Origin of the sequence: Alteromonas sp. CNT1-28 (assembly GCF_022348345.1) — a bacterium.
GTDB lineage: Bacteria > Pseudomonadota > Gammaproteobacteria > Enterobacterales > Alteromonadaceae > Alteromonas > Alteromonas macleodii.
Genome location: NZ_JAKREZ010000013.1, coordinates 70,242 through 93,886, shown reverse-complemented (window position 1 = coordinate 93,886; position 23,645 = coordinate 70,242). Strand labels below are relative to the sequence as shown.

At 44.5% G+C, this 23,645-nt stretch carries 24 protein-coding genes and 1 pseudogene; 7 read left to right on the top strand and 18 right to left on the bottom strand.

Features of this window, described 5'->3' with window-relative positions:
• Positions 1–263 precede the first annotated feature (263 nt).
• The 8 genes from MHN02_RS10495 to rutA form a co-directional block, all read right to left on the bottom strand.
• The gene (locus MHN02_RS10495; RefSeq protein ID WP_239245995.1) at positions 264–2,582 is read right to left on the bottom strand and encodes a TonB-dependent receptor; all 2,319 of its coding nucleotides are present in this window, start codon (positions 2,580–2,582) and stop codon (positions 264–266) included.
• Positions 2,583–2,893: 311 nt separating this feature from the next.
• Positions 2,894–4,384, bottom strand: coding sequence for a CoA-acylating methylmalonate-semialdehyde dehydrogenase (locus MHN02_RS10490; protein WP_239245993.1), 1,491 nt, complete (start codon positions 4,382–4,384; stop codon positions 2,894–2,896).
• Positions 4,385–4,403: 19 nt separating this feature from the next.
• Entirely contained in the window at positions 4,404–4,934 is a 531-nt protein-coding gene (locus MHN02_RS10485; protein ID WP_014950775.1) for a flavin reductase, read from the bottom strand.
• Between the two features lie 22 nt (positions 4,935–4,956).
• Positions 4,957–5,577: a malonic semialdehyde reductase gene (locus MHN02_RS10480; RefSeq protein ID WP_239245991.1), complete on the bottom strand. Its 621-nt coding sequence runs from the start codon at positions 5,575–5,577 to the stop codon at positions 4,957–4,959.
• A gap of 178 nt (positions 5,578–5,755) precedes the next feature.
• Positions 5,756–6,604 carry a pyrimidine utilization protein D gene (gene rutD / locus MHN02_RS10475; RefSeq protein WP_239245988.1) on the bottom strand — a complete coding sequence of 283 codons (849 nt, stop codon included), beginning with the start codon at positions 6,602–6,604 and terminating at the stop codon, positions 5,756–5,758.
• A gap of 58 nt (positions 6,605–6,662) precedes the next feature.
• A complete protein-coding gene (gene rutC / locus MHN02_RS10470) occupies positions 6,663–7,046 on the bottom strand; it encodes a pyrimidine utilization protein C (RefSeq protein ID WP_239245985.1) in 384 nt (127 codons plus the stop codon).
• A gap of 133 nt (positions 7,047–7,179) precedes the next feature.
• Entirely contained in the window at positions 7,180–7,914 is a 735-nt protein-coding gene (gene rutB / locus MHN02_RS10465; protein ID WP_239245981.1) for a pyrimidine utilization protein B, read from the bottom strand.
• The gene (gene rutA / locus MHN02_RS10460; RefSeq protein WP_239245978.1) at positions 7,914–9,002 is read right to left on the bottom strand and encodes a pyrimidine utilization protein A; all 1,089 of its coding nucleotides are present in this window, start codon (positions 9,000–9,002) and stop codon (positions 7,914–7,916) included. Before rutA ends, rutB begins: the two co-directional genes overlap by 1 nt.
• Positions 9,003–9,311: 309 nt before the next feature.
• Between rutA and rutR the strand changes: the two genes are divergently transcribed.
• The gene (rutR, locus tag MHN02_RS10455) at positions 9,312–9,986 is read left to right on the top strand and encodes an HTH-type transcriptional regulator RutR (RefSeq protein WP_239245975.1); all 675 of its coding nucleotides are present in this window, start codon (positions 9,312–9,314) and stop codon (positions 9,984–9,986) included.
• A gap of 87 nt (positions 9,987–10,073) precedes the next feature.
• Here the strand turns inward: rutR and MHN02_RS10450 are convergent, their stop codons facing one another.
• Positions 10,074–10,745 (bottom strand): Crp/Fnr family transcriptional regulator, encoded by a 672-nt coding sequence (locus MHN02_RS10450; RefSeq protein WP_014977456.1) that lies wholly within the window; start codon positions 10,743–10,745, stop codon positions 10,074–10,076.
• Positions 10,746–10,832: 87 nt separating this feature from the next.
• Here MHN02_RS10450 and MHN02_RS10445 point away from each other — a divergent pair, with 87 nt between their 5' ends.
• A complete protein-coding gene (locus MHN02_RS10445) occupies positions 10,833–11,738 on the top strand; it encodes a sterol desaturase family protein (protein WP_239245972.1) in 906 nt (301 codons plus the stop codon).
• Positions 11,739–11,807: 69 nt separating this feature from the next.
• Positions 11,808–12,047 carry a VF530 family protein gene (locus tag MHN02_RS10440; RefSeq protein WP_014950784.1) on the top strand — a complete coding sequence of 80 codons (240 nt, stop codon included), beginning with the start codon at positions 11,808–11,810 and terminating at the stop codon, positions 12,045–12,047.
• Positions 12,048–12,121: 74 nt separating this feature from the next.
• On the opposite strand, the gene MHN02_RS10435 is transcribed toward MHN02_RS10440, so the two are convergent.
• The gene (locus MHN02_RS10435; RefSeq protein ID WP_014980360.1) at positions 12,122–13,462 is read right to left on the bottom strand and encodes a gluconate:H+ symporter; all 1,341 of its coding nucleotides are present in this window, start codon (positions 13,460–13,462) and stop codon (positions 12,122–12,124) included.
• 245 nt (positions 13,463–13,707) lie between these two features.
• Here MHN02_RS10435 and MHN02_RS10430 point away from each other — a divergent pair, with 245 nt between their 5' ends.
• Both MHN02_RS10430 and MHN02_RS10425 read left to right on the top strand, forming a co-directional pair.
• The gene (locus tag MHN02_RS10430) at positions 13,708–14,241 is read left to right on the top strand and encodes a gluconokinase (RefSeq protein ID WP_239245970.1); all 534 of its coding nucleotides are present in this window, start codon (positions 13,708–13,710) and stop codon (positions 14,239–14,241) included.
• 68 nt (positions 14,242–14,309) lie between these two features.
• Positions 14,310–15,317: a LacI family DNA-binding transcriptional regulator gene (locus MHN02_RS10425; protein ID WP_014950787.1), complete on the top strand. Its 1,008-nt coding sequence runs from the start codon at positions 14,310–14,312 to the stop codon at positions 15,315–15,317.
• Positions 15,318–15,495: 178 nt separating this feature from the next.
• Here the strand turns inward: MHN02_RS10425 and MHN02_RS10420 are convergent, their stop codons facing one another.
• From MHN02_RS10420 to MHN02_RS10405, 4 genes and pseudogenes are all read right to left on the bottom strand, one after another.
• A complete protein-coding gene (locus MHN02_RS10420) occupies positions 15,496–16,386 on the bottom strand; it encodes an MBL fold metallo-hydrolase (RefSeq protein WP_014950788.1) in 891 nt (296 codons plus the stop codon).
• A gap of 63 nt (positions 16,387–16,449) precedes the next feature.
• The gene (locus MHN02_RS10415; RefSeq protein ID WP_239245968.1) at positions 16,450–16,698 is read right to left on the bottom strand and encodes a DUF1653 domain-containing protein; all 249 of its coding nucleotides are present in this window, start codon (positions 16,696–16,698) and stop codon (positions 16,450–16,452) included.
• A gap of 217 nt (positions 16,699–16,915) precedes the next feature.
• The gene (dinB, locus tag MHN02_RS10410; RefSeq protein ID WP_014950790.1) at positions 16,916–17,989 is read right to left on the bottom strand and encodes a DNA polymerase IV; all 1,074 of its coding nucleotides are present in this window, start codon (positions 17,987–17,989) and stop codon (positions 16,916–16,918) included.
• 167 nt (positions 17,990–18,156) lie between these two features.
• Positions 18,157–18,330, bottom strand: a pseudogene (locus tag MHN02_RS10405) (IS3 family transposase); the annotation flags it as partial.
• 208 nt (positions 18,331–18,538) lie between these two features.
• Between MHN02_RS10405 and MHN02_RS10400 the strand changes: the two are divergent.
• Together MHN02_RS10400 and MHN02_RS10395 are read left to right on the top strand one after the other, a co-directional pair.
• A complete protein-coding gene (locus tag MHN02_RS10400; RefSeq protein WP_239245966.1) occupies positions 18,539–18,844 on the top strand; it encodes a transcriptional regulator in 306 nt (101 codons plus the stop codon).
• On the top strand, positions 18,841–20,094 hold the full coding sequence (locus MHN02_RS10395) for a type II toxin-antitoxin system HipA family toxin (RefSeq protein WP_239245964.1): 1,254 nt from the start codon (positions 18,841–18,843) through the stop codon (positions 20,092–20,094). Before MHN02_RS10400 ends, MHN02_RS10395 begins: the two co-directional genes overlap by 4 nt.
• Positions 20,095–20,232: 138 nt before the next feature.
• On the opposite strand, the gene MHN02_RS10390 is transcribed toward MHN02_RS10395, so the two are convergent.
• The 4 genes from MHN02_RS10390 to MHN02_RS10375 all read right to left on the bottom strand — a co-directional run bounded on the left by MHN02_RS10390 (position 20,233) and on the right by MHN02_RS10375 (position 23,642).
• Entirely contained in the window at positions 20,233–20,526 is a 294-nt protein-coding gene (locus MHN02_RS10390; RefSeq protein WP_239245962.1) for a hypothetical protein, read from the bottom strand.
• Positions 20,527–20,739: 213 nt separating this feature from the next.
• The gene (locus tag MHN02_RS10385; protein WP_239245960.1) at positions 20,740–22,077 is read right to left on the bottom strand and encodes a hypothetical protein; all 1,338 of its coding nucleotides are present in this window, start codon (positions 22,075–22,077) and stop codon (positions 20,740–20,742) included.
• Positions 22,078–22,123: 46 nt separating this feature from the next.
• Positions 22,124–23,335 (bottom strand): DUF3644 domain-containing protein, encoded by a 1,212-nt coding sequence (locus MHN02_RS10380; protein WP_239245958.1) that lies wholly within the window; start codon positions 23,333–23,335, stop codon positions 22,124–22,126.
• Positions 23,336–23,342: 7 nt separating this feature from the next.
• A complete protein-coding gene (locus MHN02_RS10375) occupies positions 23,343–23,642 on the bottom strand; it encodes a nucleotidyltransferase domain-containing protein (RefSeq protein WP_239245956.1) in 300 nt (99 codons plus the stop codon).
• Positions 23,643–23,645 lie beyond the last annotated feature (3 nt).

The following is a 23,645-nucleotide window of genomic DNA, read 5'->3' as shown; positions in this document are numbered from 1 at the left end:
AGTGAAAATACTTCAACGAGAAGCCGGATATACGGACGCAAACCATTTTAGTCAAAACAGCATGTTTACTCTTGCAATAATGGGGGAGACCATATACAGCCCCTAGCAAAAAAGAAAAGCAAAAATACTGCCGCTTCGCGCGCTTTGTTAACGCAAAACCTAAATACCGTTTTGCTACGTCGGTATTTAGGTTAGCTACGCACGTTTCTTTTTAGAAGTAGGTGATGCGCTTTATTTTGTTAAACAAAGCGCAACTACGCTAATTAGAAATTACGCCTTACCGTTACGCCATACGTCCTAGGCTTCGCATAGGAAATCTGGCTGGTTCCATAAAAACCAGTTACGTCAAAGCCAATAAGTTCATGGTCTGAGTCAAACAGGTTATCTACATAAGCCGCTATTAGCCATTTGTCCTCAGCGTCTACCCAGGTTAAACGAGTATCAGCCGTGGCATAGCTATCAATTTCATGAGCGGTAAAATTCCGCGCATTGTGAAAGGTTTCCGACTGATAATTGGCTGACAGTTGGGCTGCCATATTGCCGTCGAAGGCGTCCCAGTTATAGCGAAGCATGGCAGACGCTTGATACTCTGGGGTGAATGGCGGCGTTGTATCAGCAAAGTACCCAGAAGCCACTTCTAAGTCTTCAACCACTGCATCGGTATATGAGAAGTTAACCATAACATCTAAGCTGTCTGTCGGGGTTAAGAACACTTCTAATTCAACGCCGCTAAATGAGGCTTCTTCGTTTGACACCACCCCCGCATTATTCACCCACGAAAACGACTGGTAATCGCTGTAGTCATAATAAAAAACATTGGCATTAAAAACGCCGCTTCCCTGCATAAAACTGTGCTTTAAACCCGCTTCATACGCAGTAAGTTCTTCAGGTTCGTATAAGCTGAAACCTCCTTGAAGCGGGGCATTGAAACTCCCCGCTTTTACGCCCCGATTGATGCCTGCATAGTACAAACTATTACCCACACTGTATTCCAGCTGTAGCTTGGCCGACCACAGATTTTGATCGTTAGAATCGACCAAAGTCTCTAAAGACGTCGTTGTGGTGTCAATTTCGATAACTCGGTCGTTAGTATTCTCGTTTTGATACACATTACCCACAAAGTCTTTGTCTTCACGGGTGTAACGCAACCCACCAACCAGAACAAGATCGTCACTCAGGCTATAGTCTATTTGCCCAAATACAGAATAAGATTCGGTTTCAAGAGACACCAGGGTGTTATTTTCTTCACCGCCTAAGAAAAAGGTGGTGGGTGAACCCGCCAAGCCTTGGCTATAATCCGTATCGATAGAGAGGTAATAAAGCCCCCCAACCCACTTTAAGTCTGCGGATTCACCTGAGAAGCGAAACTCTTGGCTGAACTGCTCTATGGTGCTGTTAGATTGAAAAATAAGTTCGGGTGACGCTGTTTGGTCGGAGTCGAGGCCAACGGTACGTTTAAACTCTTTGTAATCAGACATGGCGAAGAAATCGAAGCTTTCAAATGCATAGTCTAGTGTTGCCGCGAGGCCTTTTGACTTGATCTTGTTTTGATCGTCAAAGGCAAAGTCTTTATTTACTTTATTGCCCGACCCATCAGGGTCGAAGTTACCGTTGAAGTCGCCGCCTTGCACAGGACGGAAAGGATCGCCATTGAAGTTGCCGTCTACGCACACGCCTGCCTGAATAGTGTCGCAGCCAAGTGGGTCGTCAGCAGCGTAAATAACGTCAATCACATTGCCGTCGGCATCTTTTATCTCGGTGGTATTCACCACCTGATAAGGGCCTTCACTTTTGGTTGTATCTGACCAGTTTCCGCTTAGCAGTAACGAGCCTTGCTCACCAATATCGAACAGCAGCTGAGCACGAAACGCTTTAGTATCATCGTTGTACCCATCTTCCCCGCCTCCCACAGAGCCTAAACGGGTATCGGGTGCAGCACCGTCTTCATAAATATTCTCTAGTATCTCACCTTGTCGATTGGTAAACCCAGAAAAGCGACCATAAATGCCGTCTGCTAGTTCGCCTGATATCGCCCCTTCGAAGCGGTATTGCTCGAAACGTGCGGCAGTAAATTCCGCGTAGCCTTCTGTATCTGCAGTGGGCTTGGCGGTGATCGTATTAACCAGTCCGCCTGTGGCATTTCTTCCGAATAGTGTTCCCTGTGGGCCTTTGAGAATTTCGATGCGAGCCACATCGAATAAACCAAAGGTTTGTGCTTGGGTACTGGCTAAATAGCCACCGTCAACGTATACGGCCACCGGCGCTTCCGCCAAGTCAGCGTAATCATTTTGCACCACGCCTCGAATATTGAAAATAGCACGCTGACCACCGATATCACCGGCCAACGATACGCCAGGGGTAAACGCGATAAGCTCAGTACTGCTTTCAAGGCCAAGTGCCTCTAATTGTTCACCAGAAAACGCAGTAACAGCGATCCCTACATCGCTTATATTCTCGTTGCGCTTTTGCGCGGTAACTTCAATACTTTCCCAAACATTCTCTGCAGCAAAGGCCGCTGGCGTACTTAACGCCATAGCTACGGTTAACGCCAGCAGACGCTTGTGTGTGTTTAACGTATGCATGTTTTACTCTCGTTTATAGTTCTTTTTAACAAGCCTTGCGGCGGTGTTGTCCCGATATTTTTATAAGAGTAACGGTCGACGTGAACTGCATATCGATTGCCACTGGGGTGCAAACCTAAGGCAGGACTGGAGAGGAACTGCCAAAGGCTTGCGGTTTTAAATTGTTATTATTGATGGCTCATGGCTGAGCCTAAATCTCTGTTCTTTTACCTGCTGCGAGCAACTATTTGCCATACAGGCTTAATAGTTACCGTGCGTGGGCAAAGTTTTTATGGTCATTTATGGTTAATCAAGGTCAGTACGCCATGACATTAACTTGGAAATGAAAAGCTCACTCCTTCTCGAATGCCGCTTGAAGGCCAACGTTGAGTAATGGTTTTGCGTTTGGTGTAAAAGCGAACGCCATCCGGGCCGTATGCGTGAAGGTCACCAAAGAGTGAGCGCTTCCAACCACCAAAGCTGTGATAAGACACGGGCACTGGCAGCGGTACGTTTATGCCTACCATGCCCACTTGGATATTGTCTGAGAAGTAGCGGGCAGCCTCGCCATCTCGGGTGAAAATACACGTACCATTGCCGTATTCATGGCTGTCAATGAGCTGCATAGCTTGTTCCATGCTCTTAACGCGCATAACTTGTAGTACAGGGCCAAAAATCTCAGCTTTGTAGCTGGCCATTTCCGGCGTAACCTTGTCGATAAGTGTTGCACCTAAGAAGAACCCCGTCTCGTAGCCTTTTACGCTAGGGTTTCTGCCATCAACGACTACATCAGCCCCTTGCTCAGCCGCACTGGTTATGTAGCCTTCTACATTCTCTTTGTGCTGAAGTGTAATAAGCGGTCCGAAATCGTTAGTCGCATCGTCAAAAGCCCCTACTTTTAAGCTTTCCATGGCTGATTGCATTTTATCTACAATTTCATCCGCCACTTTGTGGCCTACGGCAACCACGACAGACAACGCCATGCAGCGCTCGCCTGACGAGCCAAAAGCAGCACCTAAAAGCTGATTCACTGCGTTGTCGATGTCGGCATCGGGCATCACAATAGCGTGGTTTTTAGCTCCACCTAATGCTTGGCAGCGCTTGCCATTAGCATTGGCTTTCGAATAGATGTATTCGGCGATGGGCGTTGAACCCACAAAACTCACTGCTTTAATGCGCTCGTCATCTAGTATTTGATCAACCGCTTCTTTGTCGCCATTTATAACGTTAAAAACGCCGTCGGGTAGCCCTGCTTCTTTAAGTAGCTTTGCTAGGAAAATAGCGCAGCTTGGATCTCGCTCAGAGGGTTTTAAAACAAAGGTGTTGCCGCATACAATGGCAAGCGGAAACATCCAAAGGGGCACCATGGCCGGAAAGTTAAATGGTGTAATTCCCGCCACCACGCCAAGAGGCTGAAACTCGCTCCAAGAGTCTATGCTTGGCCCAACATTTTTACTGTGCTCGCCCTTTAACAACTGGGGTGCACCACAGGCAAACTCAACATTTTCGATACCGCGCTGTAATTCGCCTGCCGCGTCGTGGCTTATCTTGCCGTGCTCCGCACCAATTAACGCAATAATTTCATCGGCATGCTCTTCAAGTAAGCTTTTAAATTTGAACATAACGCGAGCGCGCTTACTCACTGGCGTATTGCGCCACTCAACAAACGCATTTTGCGCGCTGACGATAGCATCGTTTACCGTCGCTTTTGACGCCAGTAAAACCAGCTTCTCTGCTTCCCCCGTTGCAGGGTTATAAACATCTTGCATGCGCCCCTTTGGGGTACAGGTTTCACCGTTAATAAAGTGGCCTACTACTTTCATTATTTGTCTAATCCTTTAGTTATGCGTCTTTACATGCGCTGTGATAGCCGCGCTGATAATATAAAAGCGCGTCGGCTTCTGGGTCTTGCTTGATATCCACCACCTGGCAAAAAATAACGTCGTGAGTGGCCACACTTTTAACGTCTGTAATAATGCAATCGAAGCTTACTGCAGCATCGGCAAGCCTTGGGCAGCCAGTCGTCGATTCAACCCAATCACCAATTTCAAAGCGTTCGTTCATGGGCGCTTTACCACCGAATGTGTTTGAAATTAACTGATGCTGTGAAGTAAGGGTGTTGATAACCAAATGCGTGCTGTTTTTAAATACCTGATGTACAGATGCACCGCGATTTAAACAAACCAATAAGGTTGCAGGGTTATCACTTACGCTACATACGGCGGTCGCCGTAAAGCCTGCACGCCCTTCTGGGCCAATGGTTGTAACGACGTTTACCGCTGCCGCTAAACTCGACATACCTTCTCGATAAGCTTCGGGAGTTACCGGGGGAAGCACTTCTGTTACTGCGTTTTTTATTGCTGTAATAGTCATACAAATATCCTTTAAGTTGGCGTTACACGATGTGGCAGGCTTGCTCAAAACTTAAGCGAGGTAAGCGTTTATGTACTTTCTCTTTATCGCCGTAGCCAATGTTCAGTAAAAAATTTACCTTCCACGTGCTATCTGAAAAGAAAGTTTCGTTAAGTAATGTGGGGTTGAAACCAGACATGGCGCCAGCGTCAAGGCCTAGGGCGCGAACGGCGCTTATTAAGTAAGCCCCTTGCATAGAGCTATTGCGCATGGCGGTCTCATAGGCCGCTTCTGGGCTTGAAGTAAACCAGCTTTTCGCATCTGCATAAGGGAATAAGGTAGGAAGCTCTTCGTAGAACTCTTCGTCGTAGGCGACAATAACCGTACAAGGTGCAGTCATGGTTTGCTCAACGTTACCGCTTGAAAGGCAAGGTTTGAGTTTTTCTCTCCCTTCATCTGAGGTAATGAAAACAAATCGCGCTGGACTACAATTTGCCGATGTTGAACCTACTTTTACTAAATCGTACAGCTGTTTCAACACGTCTTCTGAAATAGGTTTGTCGTGCCATTTGGTGTGGGTATGCGCATCGGTAAAGAGTTGGGCTAGTCCAGCCTCGTCAAGCGGGCTAGTTGCTTTAAACTCTGTATTTTGTGTATCAGTCATTTTAAATTCATTCCAGTTTTATCAAATCTTTTAAACACTGCACTATGTTTTCGTTTTTTACGCTTAGCGCTTTTTTAGCCATCACGTCATTGAGGCTGTAGCTTTGCAGCTTGTTTACAATGCATACGCCTCATCAGCTATAAAACACTCTAAAGCCTGATTCAGTGTCATGGGTACGTTAGGCCACTTGCCTCAAATACCCTCGCAACAGTTCATTAAACGCAATTGGGTTTGTGATGCTTGATGCATGCCCGCCGTATTCCATCACCGACAATTCGGCGTTGGGCATAGCTTCAGCCAACATCTGTGAACGCTGCCACGGCACCAAGGTGTCGTCTTTGTTGGCAAGCGCTAGCGTTGGCGTGGTGATGGTGTGCAAACTTTTATCGATATCGAACGCACTAAGAGCACCAATGCGGACAAGCAGATTGTTTATGTCTGGGAAGTGGTTGAGTGAATGGGCCTCTTCCTCTTCTAAGTGGGCAGCATTTGCGGCTATCCAATCAGGCGGAAACAGCAGCAGCGCCTGAAGTTGCAAATACATGTCCTTTCTGCCTGCCGCCAATAACGCTTTGCGTATGTTAAAGCAGCGCAATGTGTGCGGATTTGCACTGCTCCATGCGTTTACCAGTACTAAACTTTGTAAAAGCTCAGGTTTAGATAGCGCAAGCTGAAGCCCTACCAAACCGCCCAACGCGTGACCAACAAAGTGGCACGCTTGCACTTCAAGTTTTCTAAGAAGTGCAGCGAGTTCATCCGTCATATTTGAAATGCTGTAATTCGCTGGCAAGTCACCCACACTTTTGTTGGTGCCACGTTGATCATAAGTGATCACTCTGTAGTCTTGGGCAAAGTCGCCCAGTTGCGGCTGCCAAAATTTAGCTGCCCCGCCTAGCCCCGAACTAAACACAATCGTGGGGGCGTCGGGCGACGTCAGACCGTGTATTTCGTAATGTAACTTGTTACGCATTTCGCCGTTCATTTCGCCGCTAATGTGGGCGTAACTTGCCTGCACATCAGAATGCATAAAGCTCACCTATATAAAACCAGTGGGCGCAGTTCGCGGGAAGTCCAAACATAATCACCTACCCAATGTGTGCTACAGACGCAATTTCAATTAAGGCTTCAGGCTTTACCAGCCCAACCTTAATGCAGTAGCGCGCTGGCTTTTCACCTGGAAAGTATTCGGCGTATACCTTGTTTACCGCGGCGTAGTCATCCCAATCGGTAATAAAAATTGAGTTGAAGGTGACGTCATCCATAGTGCCGCCTGCTTCTTCGATGACGCTTTTAATGGTTTCTAGAACGTGGCGCGTTTGTGCTTCGGCGTCGCCGACGTGGACTACGTCGTTGTTTTCGTCAAACGGTAAGGTACCTGACACATACAGAATATTGTCAGCTATAGAGCCTGGAACAAAAGGAGCTATTGGCGTTGATGTACCTGCTGGAATAATGGCTTTCTTTGGCATGTTCTTATCCTTTTCGTTGCGCTTTCTATGCGTTGCTGCCTAGCGCCTATAAGTGGTTTACTTCAATTCGTGCTAACTGATTTATCGTGTTGTTTTTGTCTGCGTTGGCTAGTAGATGCTAAGAAGAAAGCACCTAACTCGTCCCTTCAAATACTTCACAGAACTGCGCGGTGGTAGACACCCACCCGAAAAACGTCTGAATGTTGAAAAGTGAGGCCTCGTGAATGTCTGGCGGGCCAGCTTGATATGCCGCATCGGCCAGCACCACACCAAAATATTCCAGATGGAAGCCATCGCGCAGCGTAGATTCCACACACACATTGGTTGCAATGCCTGTAAACACTAAGTTGCGTATACCGCGTGCGCGCAGCATGCTGTCCAAATTAGTATTGTAAAAACCGCTGTAACGGGTTTTAGGAATAATGATGTCGCCATCTTGAGGCTTTAGCGCATCGACAAGCGCGTAATCCCAAGTACCTTTGGCGAGCAAACTTCCCTTAAGCTCTGGTTGTTTGCGCATGGTTTTAAGGGCATTAGACTTATACCAGTTCGGCGAACCAGGGCCGCCGGCCTCTTTGTAGTCGGCATCCCATCCATTTTGTAAGAACACCACAGGCATGCCTGCAGCCCGCGCTGTTTCAAGCACTTTAGTGGTGTTTTCAATGACTGGCGCCGTAGTGGACACATCAAAACCCGCCTTGTCTAAGTAGCCGTTTTTACTGGCATAAGCGTTTTGCAAATCCACCGCAATAACGGCAGTTTCCGCAGGGTTTAACGTCAACGGTTCAGGCTTAGCTGGCAGTACGGGCTGCCCCGTCTGGCGCGCTTGAAAGCACCCTGAGACCTCAAATATTTCACCTGCTGACATTAGGCGGCTCCCGATGTGCTAAGCAAATGCTGACGGGATTTCATTAGCGGCTGAATTTTAGTGCCGAAATCATCCATGCCTTTAAGGAAGTCATCGAAGGTCAGCAATACACCTTCACAGCCCGGCACTGTGGCTATTTCATCAAGCATAGAGGCCACCGACTCATAGGAACCCACCAGCGTCCCCATGTTCAGGTTTACTGCTGAGGTTGGGTTGGTCATATCGCGGATATTCGTGTCTTTACCCGATTTCTTATCAGCAGCTCCTTGCGTTGCCATCCAGTCCAACGCTGACTGATCTTTGCCGTCTTTATAGCTTTCCCATTTCGCCATGGCGGCTTCATCCGTCTCATCGGTAATAACCATGATAAGTACCGCTGAACCTACGCTGCGACCGTGTTTTTCAGCCGCTTCAGTTAAGCGCGCTGCGGTTGGTGCAAAAGCGGTAGGTGTATTTACGCCTTTACCAAAGCAGAAATTATAGTCGGCATGACGGGCAGAGAAATCCATGCCTGCTGCGCTTTGACCGGCACAGATAAGTGGAATTTTTCGCTGTGGTTTGGGCAACATTCGGCAATCATCCATTTGGAAATGCTCGCCTTTAAAATCGCTTTTTCCGGTTTCCCATAATTCTTTGACTACCTGAATGTATTCATCCAAATACTCATAGCGGTTACCGAAAAATTCATCGCCCGGCCACATACCCATTTGCGAGTATTCAGGGCGTTGCCAGCCAGTGACTAGGTTTACGCCAAAACGTCCGTTGGAGATAGAGTCGATGGTACTGGCCATGCGCGCCATGATTGCAGGCGGCAAGACTAGTGTGGCAGCCGTGGCATATAGTTGAATTTTTGAGGTAACAGCAGCAAGGCCTGCCATTAACGTAAACGACTCTAAGTTGTAGTCCCAAAATTCGGTTTCACCGCCAAACCCTCGCAGTTTGATCATAGAGAGCGCAAAATCCATATCGTACTTTTCAGCCTTCATTACAATCTCTTTGTTGAGATCGAAGGAAGGTTTGAACTGAGGCGAATTTTTCGAAATTAGCCAGCCGTTGTTCCCAATCGGAATAAATACACCTATATCCATGTTGTACCTCTGCTTGTATGCGTTTTAAGCGGTTTATCCCGCTTTTTTTAAGGTTGCCGAATTCAAAACATTGAAGTGGCGGTATACTTAGTGAACAGCATAAAGCAGGCCAATTCATTTAATTTATAAATTTCAGCAACTTAAAAAATTCGGAAACCCAAATTGGACTTAGTGGTTCAATTTGGAACACCAAGTCCAGTGCAATTGAACTTAATTGGTGCATATTTGTGCAAATGGGTTTATAGCGACGAGAACTCCACGTAAACTAAGCGCCTGATCACGGAAATTCCGGTAAAGAAGAGACAAGTAGTGAGTAAATCTGAAGGTCTAACAATTACGAAATCAGCGAGAGCATTTAGCCCGACCACGCAAAAGCGAAGAGAAAAAGCGTTATTAGAAAAGCGTACTCGCATTATGGATGCTGCCCTTTCCTTGTTCTCAAAGAACGGCGTGAGTGGCACCACTGTAGAGCAAGTATCGGAACTAGCGAATGTCTCAAAAAGTAATTTACTGTATTACTTTAAAAGTAAAGAGGGTTTGTACTTATCGGTTATTACCCACCTCTTAGATGTGTGGTTAACGCCCCTTCAGAGCTTTTCAGCAGAACAAGACCCTATAGAAACCCTGAGCGACTACATTAAAGTAAAACTTGAAATGTCGAGGGACAATCCCGCTGAATCTAAGCTTTTTTGTATGGAAGTGGTACAAGGTGCCCCTCTTTTAATAAAGGAATTAGAAACGCCGCTCAAAACACTGCTGGACGCGAAAAGCGCCGTCATTATCGAATGGATTGAAGCGGGTAAGCTAAAGCCTGTTGACCCTATACACTTGATATTCAGCATTTGGGCCATTACTCAGCATTACGCCGATTTCAGCGTGCAGATCAAAGCCGTAACCGGTAAAGATTTAAGCGATCCCGCTTTCTTCGAGAGCACGCTAAGTAACATTCAGCACATTATTTTAGGCGGGCTAAAGCCAGCGTAATACTTGATGCATGAGTTGCCATGGGCGTGGAATAAATTTGAGGGAGGGTCTTTTGGCGCTCTCGCATGTGGAGGACATTAACCACTCTTACAATGGTAATAGTGACGAACTTTCTTTCAAAAAACCTTCCAGTCGCTCGACCTGGGTAATTGCCACGCCCCCGTAGCGCTTTTCAATCAACTTTAAATCATACAGCTTCGTTAATGATTTATGTGCGGTAAGTACGGTAACGCCCAATCTTTCAGCATAATCGCTTTGCCTTAACGGTATAAAGACGTGCTTAGAGGTAAGATACGATTGATAAATTAGCTTAGCTAACTGGACGTGAGTGGGTAAGCGTCGAATATCATCCAACCTTTCCAGCGCCGAGTGAAGCTTTATTGCCAGTGACCGGGTGATGAATTCAGCAATCGCTGGATGTTGGCTTGTCAGAGAACGAAAAGCAGGTTCAGGTATTTGTAATACCTTACATTCCGTTAGCGCTTCAGCGTGATGCGTTCTTGCAAGTGATGCATACAATGTGAACTCGCCAAACGTATCTCCTCGTTGCAATACAGTAGTAATTTGATAACTGCCGTCCAGGCCATAATTACCAATCTTTACTTCTCCTGATACCACAACAGACAGCCCTTTGTTTTTACTTCCCCTATCGTGAATTGTCGAGGTAGCCGCATAGGTTCTTAGCGTTCCAAAAGGCAAACAAAGCTCGACGTAGTCGTCAGGCATAATGGTTTGCTGCTTGCCGTGAATGTAAGACATGACATTCAAATCTATACAAGTATATATTCCTTCATGTTAACGCAATGTAAATTTACTCTCAACAATCTCTTGGTGGGAGTCATTACAATGGGTTATCAATGGGCAATTTTAGCGGTTTTTATCATGTTTGCTTTGCTGGAAGCGAAGAATGGTAAGCTATTTAAAAAAACGACAGAAATAAGCGATGATGGAAAAGTAGAGCTGATAGGTACGTTACTCTTATTTATTGTAACCCAGCCACTGGTTCTATTTTGTTCTGCAACAATGATGGCACTAGCATTTCCCCAATATCAGGGAATATTTGTAGATTCCCCTATTCTCTTGCACATAGCGCTACTTTTGATTTTCGATGACATGATGCAATATTGGTGGCATAGGCTTTCACATTCCACCCGATTTCTTTACAACTTACATAGAGCCCACCATAACGCTAAGTACATGAGCGTTCGCATTATTTACAGAAATAACTTTTTCTATTACCTGTTTATGCCTTCGCTATGGTTTTCCGGCGCGCTAATCTACCTAGGATTGGGTTGGACCTATGCCTTTTACTTGGTGGTTAAACTTACCGTTATCACCGGCGCCCACGCGGAGTGGAAATGGGATAAGAGACTTTACAATATTCGGTGGTTACATCCTGTGGCCTGGGTAATTGAACGCACCATATCAACGCCTTCAACACATAGTGCGCATCACGGATTAAAAGCCGATGACGGCGTGACCAACTATAAAGGTAATTATGGAAACCTGTTGTTCTTTTGGGATGTGCTATTTGGTACCGCTAAGATCACCAGGCAGTATCCTGCGCAATACGGTATTGAGGGGATGTTTTACGCCAACTGGAAAGAACAGCTTATTTGGCCGCTTTATAAAACACCGCGAAAGCCTAGAGTAGTGCGAAGTCCATCGACGAAAGTGAACGACGCTAGCCAACCTTTGATACCGAACACAAAACAAATACCTACGGGTGAAACAATTGAAAGTAAAGCTTAGCGCATTGATACGCAGCAAGTGGGTTCGTGCTAGACTAGGGTCTTAATTTAGAACAAGCAGCGGCACTTTATGAATCAGCAACCTAATAATCCCTTACATGGCTTAACGCTAGAGAAAATCGTCACACAACTTCACGAGCGTTACGGATGGGATGGATTGTATTACCGCATCAAAGTTAACTGCTTTAATAACGATCCTTCGATTAAATCGTCACTTAAGTTTCTTAGAAAAACCCAATGGGCGCGAGATAAAGTAGAGCAGCTTTATATACAGACGTTTAGTAATAATGCCTCAAATGGTGAATCTTAAAGCCATTTGAGCCGCCAAAGCTTGAAACCGGTTTCCACAAAAACGATTCAAGTTGGTCTGAGCCCCTTGGGACATTAGACAAATAAACCAAGCATTAGTACGAGAAAAAGCCCAATAAAACCTATTAGGGTGGCCATACACGTCCAAGACACAAACGTGTCTTTCACAGAAATATCAAAATAACGGTTTACGATCCAAAACCCCGTATCGTTCACGTGAGACATGGCCGTAGCGCCTGCCGCTATAGCAATTGTCATCAGGGCGAGTACTGATGGTGAAAACGCCAGTTCCTGCACTACAGGGCCCATTAAACCAGCAGCTGTTAACATGGCAACCGTTGCCGAGCCTTGAATAATTCTGACTGAAATTGCAATAAGAAACCCGGCTGCCAACGGTGGGAGCGGCGATAATGCGACAACATCGGCGAAGGCCTGCCCCGCCCCAGAATCGATGAGCACTTGTTTAAACATGCCACCCGCGCCTGTCACCAGTATGACTAGGGCAACCGGTTCTAACCCTCTTGATGCAATGTTTCTAATTTGTTCGCTTGATAAGCCTTGCTTCTTCCCTAGCACTTTAAAACAAGCAATGGTTGCAATGGTCAGGGCGATAAAGGGATGCCCAATAAATAGCAACGCCTCCTTCAAGACACCTTCGGAAAGCGTGAACTTTGCCAACGTACCCACCAGAATAGCCACTAGCGGAAATGTCAGTAGCGCCGCAACTGAACCAAAGCTGGGGAGTTCCTTTGGCTTTTTATGTGAAGCTTCAATGATATGGTTTGGGACAGGTACGTGCAGGCGTTTCGCTAAAAATGTTGCGTAAATTGGGCCGGCTAAACAGGCGCAAGGAATACCAACGATAAAGCCGAACAAAATGACTAAGCCGATATCCGCCCCTAAAATTGAAGCTACCGCTACAGGTCCTGGTGTTGGAGGAATAAAAGCGTGAGTGACAGCGAGTCCTGCTGTGAGCGGGATTCCGTAATAAATAAGTGACTTTCCTGATTTCTTTGCTAACGAATAAATAAGAGGCATTAATATGATAAGCCCCACTTCAAAGAAGACAGGTATAGCAACAAGAAACCCCGTTAACACAACCGCCCACTGACTATTCTTATCACCAAATTTATTGTTGATAGTTTGCGAAAGCCTATCAATGCCGCCGGATTCTTCTAAGAATTGCCCGAACATAGCACCAAGGCCAACAATGGTCGCTACAAATCCCAGCGTGTTGCCCATGCCTGACTGCATGGAAGCCAGTACGTCGGCCGCTTGCATTCCCGTACCCAGGCCAACAAACGCTGCTGCCACAAGAATAGCGATAAAAGCATGAACTTTTCTAACTACAACTAAATATGTGAGAAGCACAATGCTACAAATGGCGACAAAAAGAAGGGAAAAAGTATCGGTCATACGTGCTCTCTGGTACCTGTTAGTGACATTGTCTTCATGTTGACGAAGCCATAATACGGAAATCACCCGCTACCTTTACAAGCTAAGTTGAAAAACCCAGTCAATGTTAAAAATTTATTAATACAAGATAGCTATCTGGTAACACTATTATAATCACCCCTTGAACGCAACCGGTTTCCAAACTAATATTTATGAGTAAGATGGAGACCAAATAACTCGCTCTTGATGTACTCCTGAACTTTAATGTGAGAGATAAGCTTATGACCCATTGCCATGTATTTTTCGTTTCGGGAGTTTCAGGAACGGGAAAGTCGACATTGAGCCAGCATTTAGCCCAACGTTTTGACATGCCTTTCGAAGAAGGAGATCGTTACCATAGCGAGGCAAACGTAGAAAAAATGTCTTCAGGTATACCACTGCAGGATGCAGACAGATGGGAGTGGTTAATTACGTTAAACATGATTGCCAAGCAACACATTCACGCCGGCCGGAACGTGGTTATAAGCTGTTCAGCGCTGCGCTCAGCCTATCGTGACGTGCTAACCAAAGATATCGCGCCTCACTGCCACTTTATTTACCTTCATGCGTCACAGTCTGTGCTTAGTGCGCGATTAAAACAACGGGAGCATTTTTTTAACGGTGATGCTATGCTCGAAAGCCAGTTTGCAGCCTTAGAGCTGCCTTCTAAAGACAACGCATTCATTATTGATGTTACACAAACTTTCGAGTGTGTTTCTCTGCAGGCGGAAGACTTTATACGCCCTTTGATATCGAATTAAACATCACGACATTAACACTCACTTCCGCGCGGAATAGCGGACCTAGCAGCACATAAAAAGATCGAAAAATGAGTAAGGTAAAAAAGTCACGCACAAAAATATCAGACGTAGCCAATCATTTGGGGGTTCACAAAACTACCGTATCTCGTGCGCTTAATAATTCTAGTGGCATTTCTAAATCACTCGCCCTTAAGATCAAAAATGCAGCGCGAGAGCTAAACTATATTCCGAACCGCGCCGCCCAATCATTATGCTCAGACAATAATAGAACCATCGCGTTATTGCTTCCGTCTTTTGGAAACAACGTGTTTAACGATGTGATGTTAGGCGTGAAGGCCGTGGCCGACAAAGCCAATTATGCACTGATGATTGGCGACTCGACCTATACCGAGCTTGGCGAGGAGCGTACTGTCGAATCTTACATTCAACAGAACGTGAGTGGATTCATTCTTACTTCTACGCGCCACACTGAAGAAACGAGAAAAATGCTGCTAGCCACAGGGACGCCTGTGGCCGAAATTATGGATATTTCTAGTGAGCCTTTTGATATTAACTACGGGGTAAATAACGAATTAGCAGCCCAGTCTATGACCCAGCATCTTATCGACAAAGGGCGCCGCAACATTGCTTTTTGCTCATTGTATTTAGATTGGCGTGCAATATTGAGAAAGCAGGGCTGGGCAACCGCACTGGACAATGCTGAGTTGTCCGCCGAGCGATATGTTTCCTCTAGAGCCGACGCCACATTTCAAGCTGGTGCTGAGCTTCTTTCAGAAACACTGCATAAATGGCCGGATACTGATGCGCTATTTTTTGTGAGTGACGAGCTTGCTGCTGGCGCGGTGATGGAATGTAATAGACGAGGTATCAAGCCTGGTAAGGATATCGATATCTGCGGTTTCAACGACTTGAGTTTTGCGCGCTCAATATACCCTGCCCTAACCACCGTATCAGTCCCGCGTCGTAAGATGGCAGAAATGGCAGCTGAATCATTGATATCGCTAATTGAGGGCGAAGACGTTGAACAAGCGAGCCAAGTTCTACCCTTTGAGCTTAAAATACGAGAAACCGCTTAGCAGACGTTTGGCAGCTTTAGCCCCTAGACTTGGTGCTCGTAAACCTGCGTTTCCTAACCTATTGTCTTTGAAGTTAGTGCTCAAAAATCCAGTGATAGAGTCATTTTAACGAAATTGCAGGGTCGTAAAGAAAACTCCCCTGCACACTCGCTCGATATTAACGTGTAACCAATACTATTTAGGCATCAGTATAGAGTGTAGTTATCCACTTCTCTTCATTAATGAAATTCCAGCTCCAGTCGGCCCACTTATCGTCTAAGCCCATCGCTTTAACTTCATCGAGGGTTTTGCCGTCTTGCTTAAGTGCCTTAACGTAGCTGAACGTTTCAGAGATCATAGCTAAAAATGCGCTGTATTCTTGCTTGTTACTGATGTCGCCGTGGCCAGGAATAATAACGGTTTCATCGTCTATTTTAGCAAGCAGCTGTTTTACTGAGTCCATATAGCCTTCCACATTACCGCCAGCCCCTTGGTCGATGTAGGGAAAGCGACCATTAAAGAACAAGTCGCCGGTGTGCATGACGTTGGGTTGCTCGAACCACACTACGCTATCGCCGTCGGTGTGGCCTACCGCTAAGTGCATCACGTGAAGGGTTTCACCATTGAAGTAAATTTTTATGCCGTCTTCATAGGTGATAGTTGGCAGCGCTTCCGGTTTTATCTTTTCATCGTTAGCTAGACGAACACGCACATTTTCGTGCGCCAGAATGGTCGCACCTTTGTGGCTGTGGAAAAACGCATTAGAGCCTGTGTGGTCGCCGTGATAATGTGTGTTTATCACATACTTTGGCTTGTCACTCCCGAGCTCACCAAGCTGGGCCGCTATCTTTTCTGCAAGCGGTGCAAATTGATCGTCGATGATCAAAACACCGTCTTCCCCAGCAGATACGCCGATATTTCCACCTGCACCTGTAAGCATGTGCACAGAGCCTTTTATCGCTGTCGCTTTAACTTCGACATCGGCAAATCTATCTTGTGCATTTGCGGGATTAATCGTTGAATAAACCAAAGGGCTCGCAGCAATAAACGCAGCCAAAATGTGTGCGCTAAAACGAGGTGCAGTTTTCATTATTATTTCCTTGTAAGAAGCCTGTTTATTAAAGACCTCTTACACTATGACCTAATTTCACAATTAGATCATTTTTTCATCATCAGGAATATTGCCAACATAAGCAAAACGGGGGAGTGTTTCTCCGTCTTTTTCAACCGACTCAACAAACATTTCTAGGGGACGAACCCAAAGCGCTTTTTCGCCGTAGCATGGGCGGTATACCACTAGCTTACTTTCATCTTCTGAATGCGTCGCCACTTCGTATACATCGTATAAATTACCTTTGTAATGCTTGTAGCGACCTGGGGTTTTAAGTTCTTTCAAGTCCATAACGTCCTTCATTAAAGTGGAAAAAAAATAGTAAGGGTTAGCCAACCGCTTTCATTTGCCAAAGATTAAATGGTCTTAGAAACCAAACTCTGTGGGATTGGCCTCTAATCGGGTAATACAAAACCGTCAGTCTATCGCATAGTATCAGTGCGTTAAGTATAACAAGTGGTTAGATTGAGGCTACTGCATGTTAGTATTTAACAAGTGAGCTTATTGGCTAAATCGGTTCAAAAGGCAACACCAATTGCTGTGTTGATTGATCGGCAGCAAGACCTATATGAACGCCAACAAGACGAATACCCCGCCCTGTTGCTCGCTCGAAGGCTTCCTGCATTAACGTGCGAAAATACGCTTCATCAAGCGTGGCACAGCGGTGCTCTACCGTAGTTAGTTGGAAGTCGTTAAACTTAAGCTTAACGCCCTGCGTGCGAATACGTACCGGCTTACCCGTACGCTTCTTGTGATTTTCCATTCGCTCTTGAAGCTTTTCAAATAAATGTGGCAAAAAATCTATGCATTGCTCGAAGGTGTGAATGTCTTCGCTTAGCGTGCGCTCTACGCCGATAGACTTTCGCTCACGAGATACCGATAGTTCACGCTCATCAATACCGTGAGCACGCTCCCACAGCACACTGCCAAATTTACCCAGCTCTTTTTGAATGCGCTCAAAAGGGTATTGGCGAACATCGTCGCAGGTATTAAGCCCCATACGCTGAAGCTTTTGCATGGTGACTTTGCCTACGCCCGGTATTTTCTTTAGTGGCATTTCGCGTACAAACTCATCGAGCTTATCAGGAGTAATAACGCAAATTCCATCGGGCTTATTTTCATCGCTCGCCACTTTTGCCACAAACTTACAAGGCGCAACACCTGCTGAAGCTGTAAGCCCAAGTTCATTTTTAATGCGTTCACGTATTTCTTCAGCAATTAACGTGGCGCTGCCACCGCAAAATTCACTGTTAGTCACGTCTAGGTAGGCTTCATCTAATGATAAAGGCTCAATGAGGTCGGTATAATCAGCAAATATCTTACGTATTTTTTGCGACTCGGCAGCGTACACATCCATGCGCCCTTTTACGAGGGTCAAGTTTGGGCATAGCTTTAAAGCATACGCTGTAGCCATAGCTGAGCGCACACCAAATTTACGGGCGGGATAGTTACAGGTAGAAATAACCCCTCGACGGTCGGCACTGCCGCCTATCGCAATGGGAATATCGCGCAAGGCTGGGTTGTCGCGCATTTCAACTGCGGCGTAAAAACAATCCATGTCGACGTGGATAATTTTTCGCATTACCTGCCTTTATTCTTTAGCTTTAGAGTAAAACTGTACAAAAAGACAGTATATTATTAAAAACGTTGAATTACACTACCTCCTTGTAGACTCTAGATAGATTTAAAGGCTCATGCACATAATTTACGGCTTTATGAAAACGCTTTCTGTGTCGGTTTGCCAGGCTAGATAAAGCCAAGTTCCACGTTTGTTCCTTACTCCAGAAGAATGTTGCCTTGCTGGTAAATTCCATATCGTTGCCACAGATTTTTTTGGGGCTTTTTCCTTAGCTCTATCAGTTGGCTGAGGAAACGTTCGATCTGTCGTCCGCTAATCAAAACTAATACAAGTTGGCCAGCTATTCTCTAGAAAAATCACCAATCCAGCTTGATACTTTTGAGAAAAGCTAAAGAAAGGGATAATTATCCAAATTACCACCCATTAAAGGGACAATTATCCCCAAAAAAAACAAATTCTTTTATAGTCCAAACTTGAATAATTTTATACATGAGGGATAATTATCCATATTAATGCGCAAATTATGGGATAATAATCCCTATTGAGTTAAGTATGACAAGTGTAGCTGGTCACAAAAAACTGTTTCCTAAACAAAAGAAGATCCTCACCACTTTTGGTGAAGATCTATTTCTGGCTATGAAACGCCGAGAATTCACCAAGTCATTGGTAGCAGAACGTACAGGGTTAGATCCTAAGACCGTCACTAGAGTATTCAACGGCGACCCTGGTGTTGCTATTGGCGCTTACTTAAAAGTGATGGCGGTATTCGGCATGGAAAGTAACTTTGCAGACATGGCCGGGCATGATGAATTGGGAAGTAAACTTCAAGATATGAAGTTATTGGAGAAAAAGCGATGAGTCGAGTAACGGCTGAAATTTATGCTTCTTGGTTTCCAATAAAGGCGCCTATTTTAGCTGGCCACCTTTTATTTCAGGAAACATCACGAGGTGGCGTATTTAGCTTTGAATACGATAGTGATTTTTTAACGTCTCCGTTTCGCATGCAGCTCGACCCGTCACTAACATTAACTTCGGGAGAGCATTATAACGATAGAAGTGATAAGAACTTTCGCGTGTTTCTAGATTCTTGTCCAGACCGTTGGGGTGAGTTATTAATGAAACGACGTGCAGCTCTCGATTTTAAAAATGGCCACAGAGACACAGCTAGAATGACAGCCATGGATTATTTACTTGGCGTTCATGACTCCTACCGGATGGGAGGTTTACGATTCAAAACATCGCCAGAGGGCAATTTCTTAGATGATAATGCTGAGTATGCAGCCCCGCCAATGGCGTCACTTAAACAACTAGAATATGCCTCAATGATGATCGAAAACGATGAAAACATTGATAGTGACGAGTATTACCTATGGTTAAGTATGCTCATTGCGCCTGGCTCTTCATTAGGTGGCGCTCGCCCTAAAGCATGTGTGCACGATGACAATAATGATTTGTGGATAGCCAAGTTTCCCAATACTAACGACACTACAGATGTCGGCGCTTGGGAAATGGTCTGCCATAAGCTAGCCCTTGATGCTGGCATTGACATGTATCCATGTGATATTCAAAAGTTTAACTCTACTCATCATACGTTTATCACTAAACGATTTGACCGAGATAGAGGTCAGCGAATACATTTTTCATCAGCCATGACTCAGCTTCAGTACTATGACGGTAGAGGCGAAACAGAAGATGCGAGTTACTTAGAGCTAGCCGAATTTTTAACAGTAAGTGGCTCGCAAACTCAAAAAGATTTAGCGCAGTTGTGGCGCCGTATTGTTTTTAATATTGCTGTATCTAATACCGATGACCATTTACGTAATCACGGTTTCTTGCTAACAAAAAAAGGATGGGCATTGTCACCTGCCTATGATTTAAACCCGTCTATTGATAAGACCGGCTTACACTTGAACATCGATGACATGTCAAATGAGCTAGATTATGGTTTGGCATTCAGCGTCGCTGATTATTTTAATTTAAAAGAACCTGAAGCTAAGAAAATCTATGACGAAGTGATGCTCTCAGTGAAAAACTGGGAAGCTGTTGCATCTGGCATCGGTATTAGCAGGCAAGAGCAGCTTGGAATGCAGGAAGCATTTAGGGTCTAGATAGCCACAATATTGGATTTCAAGCTCTAACACTGAATGACAAAAAACAGTCAAGCATTTTCTTCGTGCGCAGCTATCTAATATAAAGAAAGGTAGATAGTTGCGCGGGAAGCACTCTAAGTGAAACTAACTCTAGATTTACCAGAGACCAAAAATATCTTCGCCGATGTGCCGATAGGTGTCTCTAATATTTTCGATGCAGCCTTCTAGCAGCAAATCTATAGGATGCCTTCCTTTAAACATGCCATTATGGTTTTTCAGCGAAATAAAATTATCGACGTTGGTTTGATTATTAAACATCGTTCGTATTAATTGATAGATATTTAGAAAGTAGCTCAGTCGTGTTTGTTGGTCGCGACTAAGTCGCACTTTGTCTGGCGACTTCATATATCGACCAAGTGTACTGTAGGGAATAGCCAATATGATGGACATTTGAGAACGGCTACACGATCAAGACTCCATAATTTTGATAACCGCTTTGAATGCCGAAGGCGTAGCATCTGCTAGCATTTCTTTTGTTGGTACTTTCAAGTCGCTTTTCACCATATTTCTGTTGTCCATTAAACAGCAAAGTATTCATAAGTATAGCTACTAGCGCGCCTCTTAAATTTTAACAACACGGTAAACCTTTCTGTGGTAAGTTAACTAAGTTCCTGCCATCAATTCATCGTTTTCATCAGTTACCTCTAGTTTAAACATCAAGTCATAGCGCTCTGTGTTACCCCATGCTGATTTTACTATCGAAAGCTTGCGGTTTTCAGTTGCTATTTCTGAATTTTTCTCTTCTGAAATAGCATCTCGTAAAGAGTCTGGAAGCTCGGAGTTTATTGCCTGCCAGCACAGTAAATTCGCAATATTTAGAAATTTCTCCTTTGCGTCAGCAGATTCAGAGGGTTCATTAACATTCAATTTTAGCTTTATTGACTTTGCGACTTCTCTATTACCCTCTACATAATATGCAATATTATTCGGCATGATACTGTTGCCCATCTCAAGGTACTTAGAAGATACATGCCAAGTATCATCGTAAATATTTTTGTAAAAACCAGTTTCTATCCCAACCCCTGCTAGATAATCTTTTGCGATGTGCGGGGACCAGCCAAGTCTCTTATCAACAGTTGGCGGATTTGATTCTTCTCTCAATTGGCGAAACACGTTCTCGATAGATTTATCAACATCAGCTTTGGATTCGATATTAATCCGTGGCACTGAATCAAACCAACGAACTAGCTTTGCAAATCTAAAATGGAAGCGTTTAATAGTAGACCACTTAGTATATCGAAGGAGGGACGGTTCTTTTATCCAAAACTTTAATCGTACGAATACCCCCTGGTAGCTCGTATAAGTTGCCAATAAATACAGAAATGGGAGTAACATTATTGACAATGTAGTAGGCACCAGCAAATCATAAATTGATTTGGTCTGCGCCAATTCCCCAAAATCAGCAAAGATCATATATACGGTGTAAGCGATGATGAATAGACCTATTCCTTCAACGAGCTTGCTCACAAGTTTTTCGGCAGGCTTATACTTTTCGTCAGACTGCGCATAAGTCATGACGACAACGAGCATAGAGATCACCGGTACAAAAATGAGTTCTACCCACAAACTGAAGGTATAAACTGATATGACAAATTGCAGCACAACGATTATTTTGAGATTGTCTCTAACTGCATGACTGAAATAATGTTTATCTTCAGCAGCTTTTGTCACCTTAAAAAATGAATACATAGCTGCGGTGAAGAACCAAAATACAACATTCTTTACTTGGTGGTTTTCCCATAAGCCAATAGATTCCAAACCGATGAGAAGAAGGGTAAGGTATGAGACCATTAATATAATCGGCACTATAATAAATCGGCTCAAGAATGCTGCTACAACCGTTCGAAATGATTCCCTAACTTCCTTTTTAGTTGAAGCCCAAATAAAAAAGGTAAGCAACCAAACACCTGTAGCAATTTCTCTGTTGTTCAGTATATCCATACTATTCCTTCATTCCATCCTTCAAGGCCAATTGATGTCTCGTTAGCTACTTTCGATTTTGCTTTCGCCGATATTCTATAGCCGAATCTAGCCAGTTGGGCTGTTTAACGTTATCGACAAACCAAGCAATAAACTTTTCAGAGTAACGAGGGCGACCATCAATCTCATATCGCATGTCAGACTTTTTCTGCTTATTAACTTTGTGTTTAGCAAGCACAGCATAAAATGCTCCTGATTTTATGGTAACAGCGTCCTGACGTTTGTTAATTTCCGCTATCGCATCGTGGGTATGATATGGATGGGTAACATCAGGATCCTTGGTTTTAGTAATTATGATTGCACCTTCACCAGTATCACCAACACTCAGTGACAAGTCACTTTCATCTTCACGTTTAACCAATGCAAGTTTGTAATCAACAGGAATTGAAAATTCATTGGAGTCGACTTCATTCGAAGTCGCTTCAAAAGTCTTGATAAACTTCTCAACGGACTTGGCCGCATGCTTGCCATAAAGCTTTTGAATAATAGCTACATCTGGCTCTGGTCCATCGACAACTAAACTCAACATACCTACACTTTGCCCTGCGAGTGGAGCATTACCCATTTCATTGCGATAACGAGTTTGGTAGTTCAGGACAGTAGCTTGAAATAGTCTGGATAGTTGTGGCTGTAATTCAGGAATGAGTAGATGAACAGCTTGGTCTCTCAGGTCTATTAACGTTTCCAGGTTGATTCTTACGGGGTCTTTTTGTTGAAGACGACGCTTTACAGCGTCAGATATAGATATGCTTTTTTCACCATCGTAGAAAATCTTATCATAACCATCCACCTTAAGAACTTCAGCTTTCAACAATAGCTCCCAAGCGTTTACCATCATGATGGCGAATGCCTCAACACGGTTTTTCAAACTAGGTCGGTTATACACCTCTAACGCCAAAGTAAACGCATCCAAGCTTCTACCTACTAGTTTTTCGTGAAACTGCTCTTCAGGTGTTTTCGCCTTTGTCTTAGCAGATTGGCTCATAACCGCTAAGAATTCTTCATTTGAAAGAGCTGCGACACCTTCACATCTATACTTTGTGCGACAACCATCATGAAAGACATGTTTGCCTAACAGCTTTTCATTTATGTACTTGTTTACCGTATTACGTGGATATGCTGTTCTATCAACTACCATATCAACAGTAAAAGTAGTCCCATTCACTTCAAATTCACGAAGTGCTTCAGCCAATTTTAGTTGATTATTGCTCCTTGCCATTTTTATCCTATTTATCTGTTTCTGTAGAGTCTAAAGTTATTATTTCAGTGCTATTTTGAATAGAAGAAACATTAATTGAATTCGCCTCTTCAAACGTAAACAATGAAAGATGTAACGGCAACCCAAACATTGTGGGATTAATAGCTTTTCTAAGTTCATCCGCTTGATTATCGTCACAGCAAAAAATCATAAGGTCGATATCAGATGGGTTTGCTTCATCACGATTTGTCGAGCCAAATAGGTGCCACTCTGTGCCGGCTGCAAGAGAACCAAGGTGAAGCGCGGTTTCCTTTAATTTTGCAATCACGCT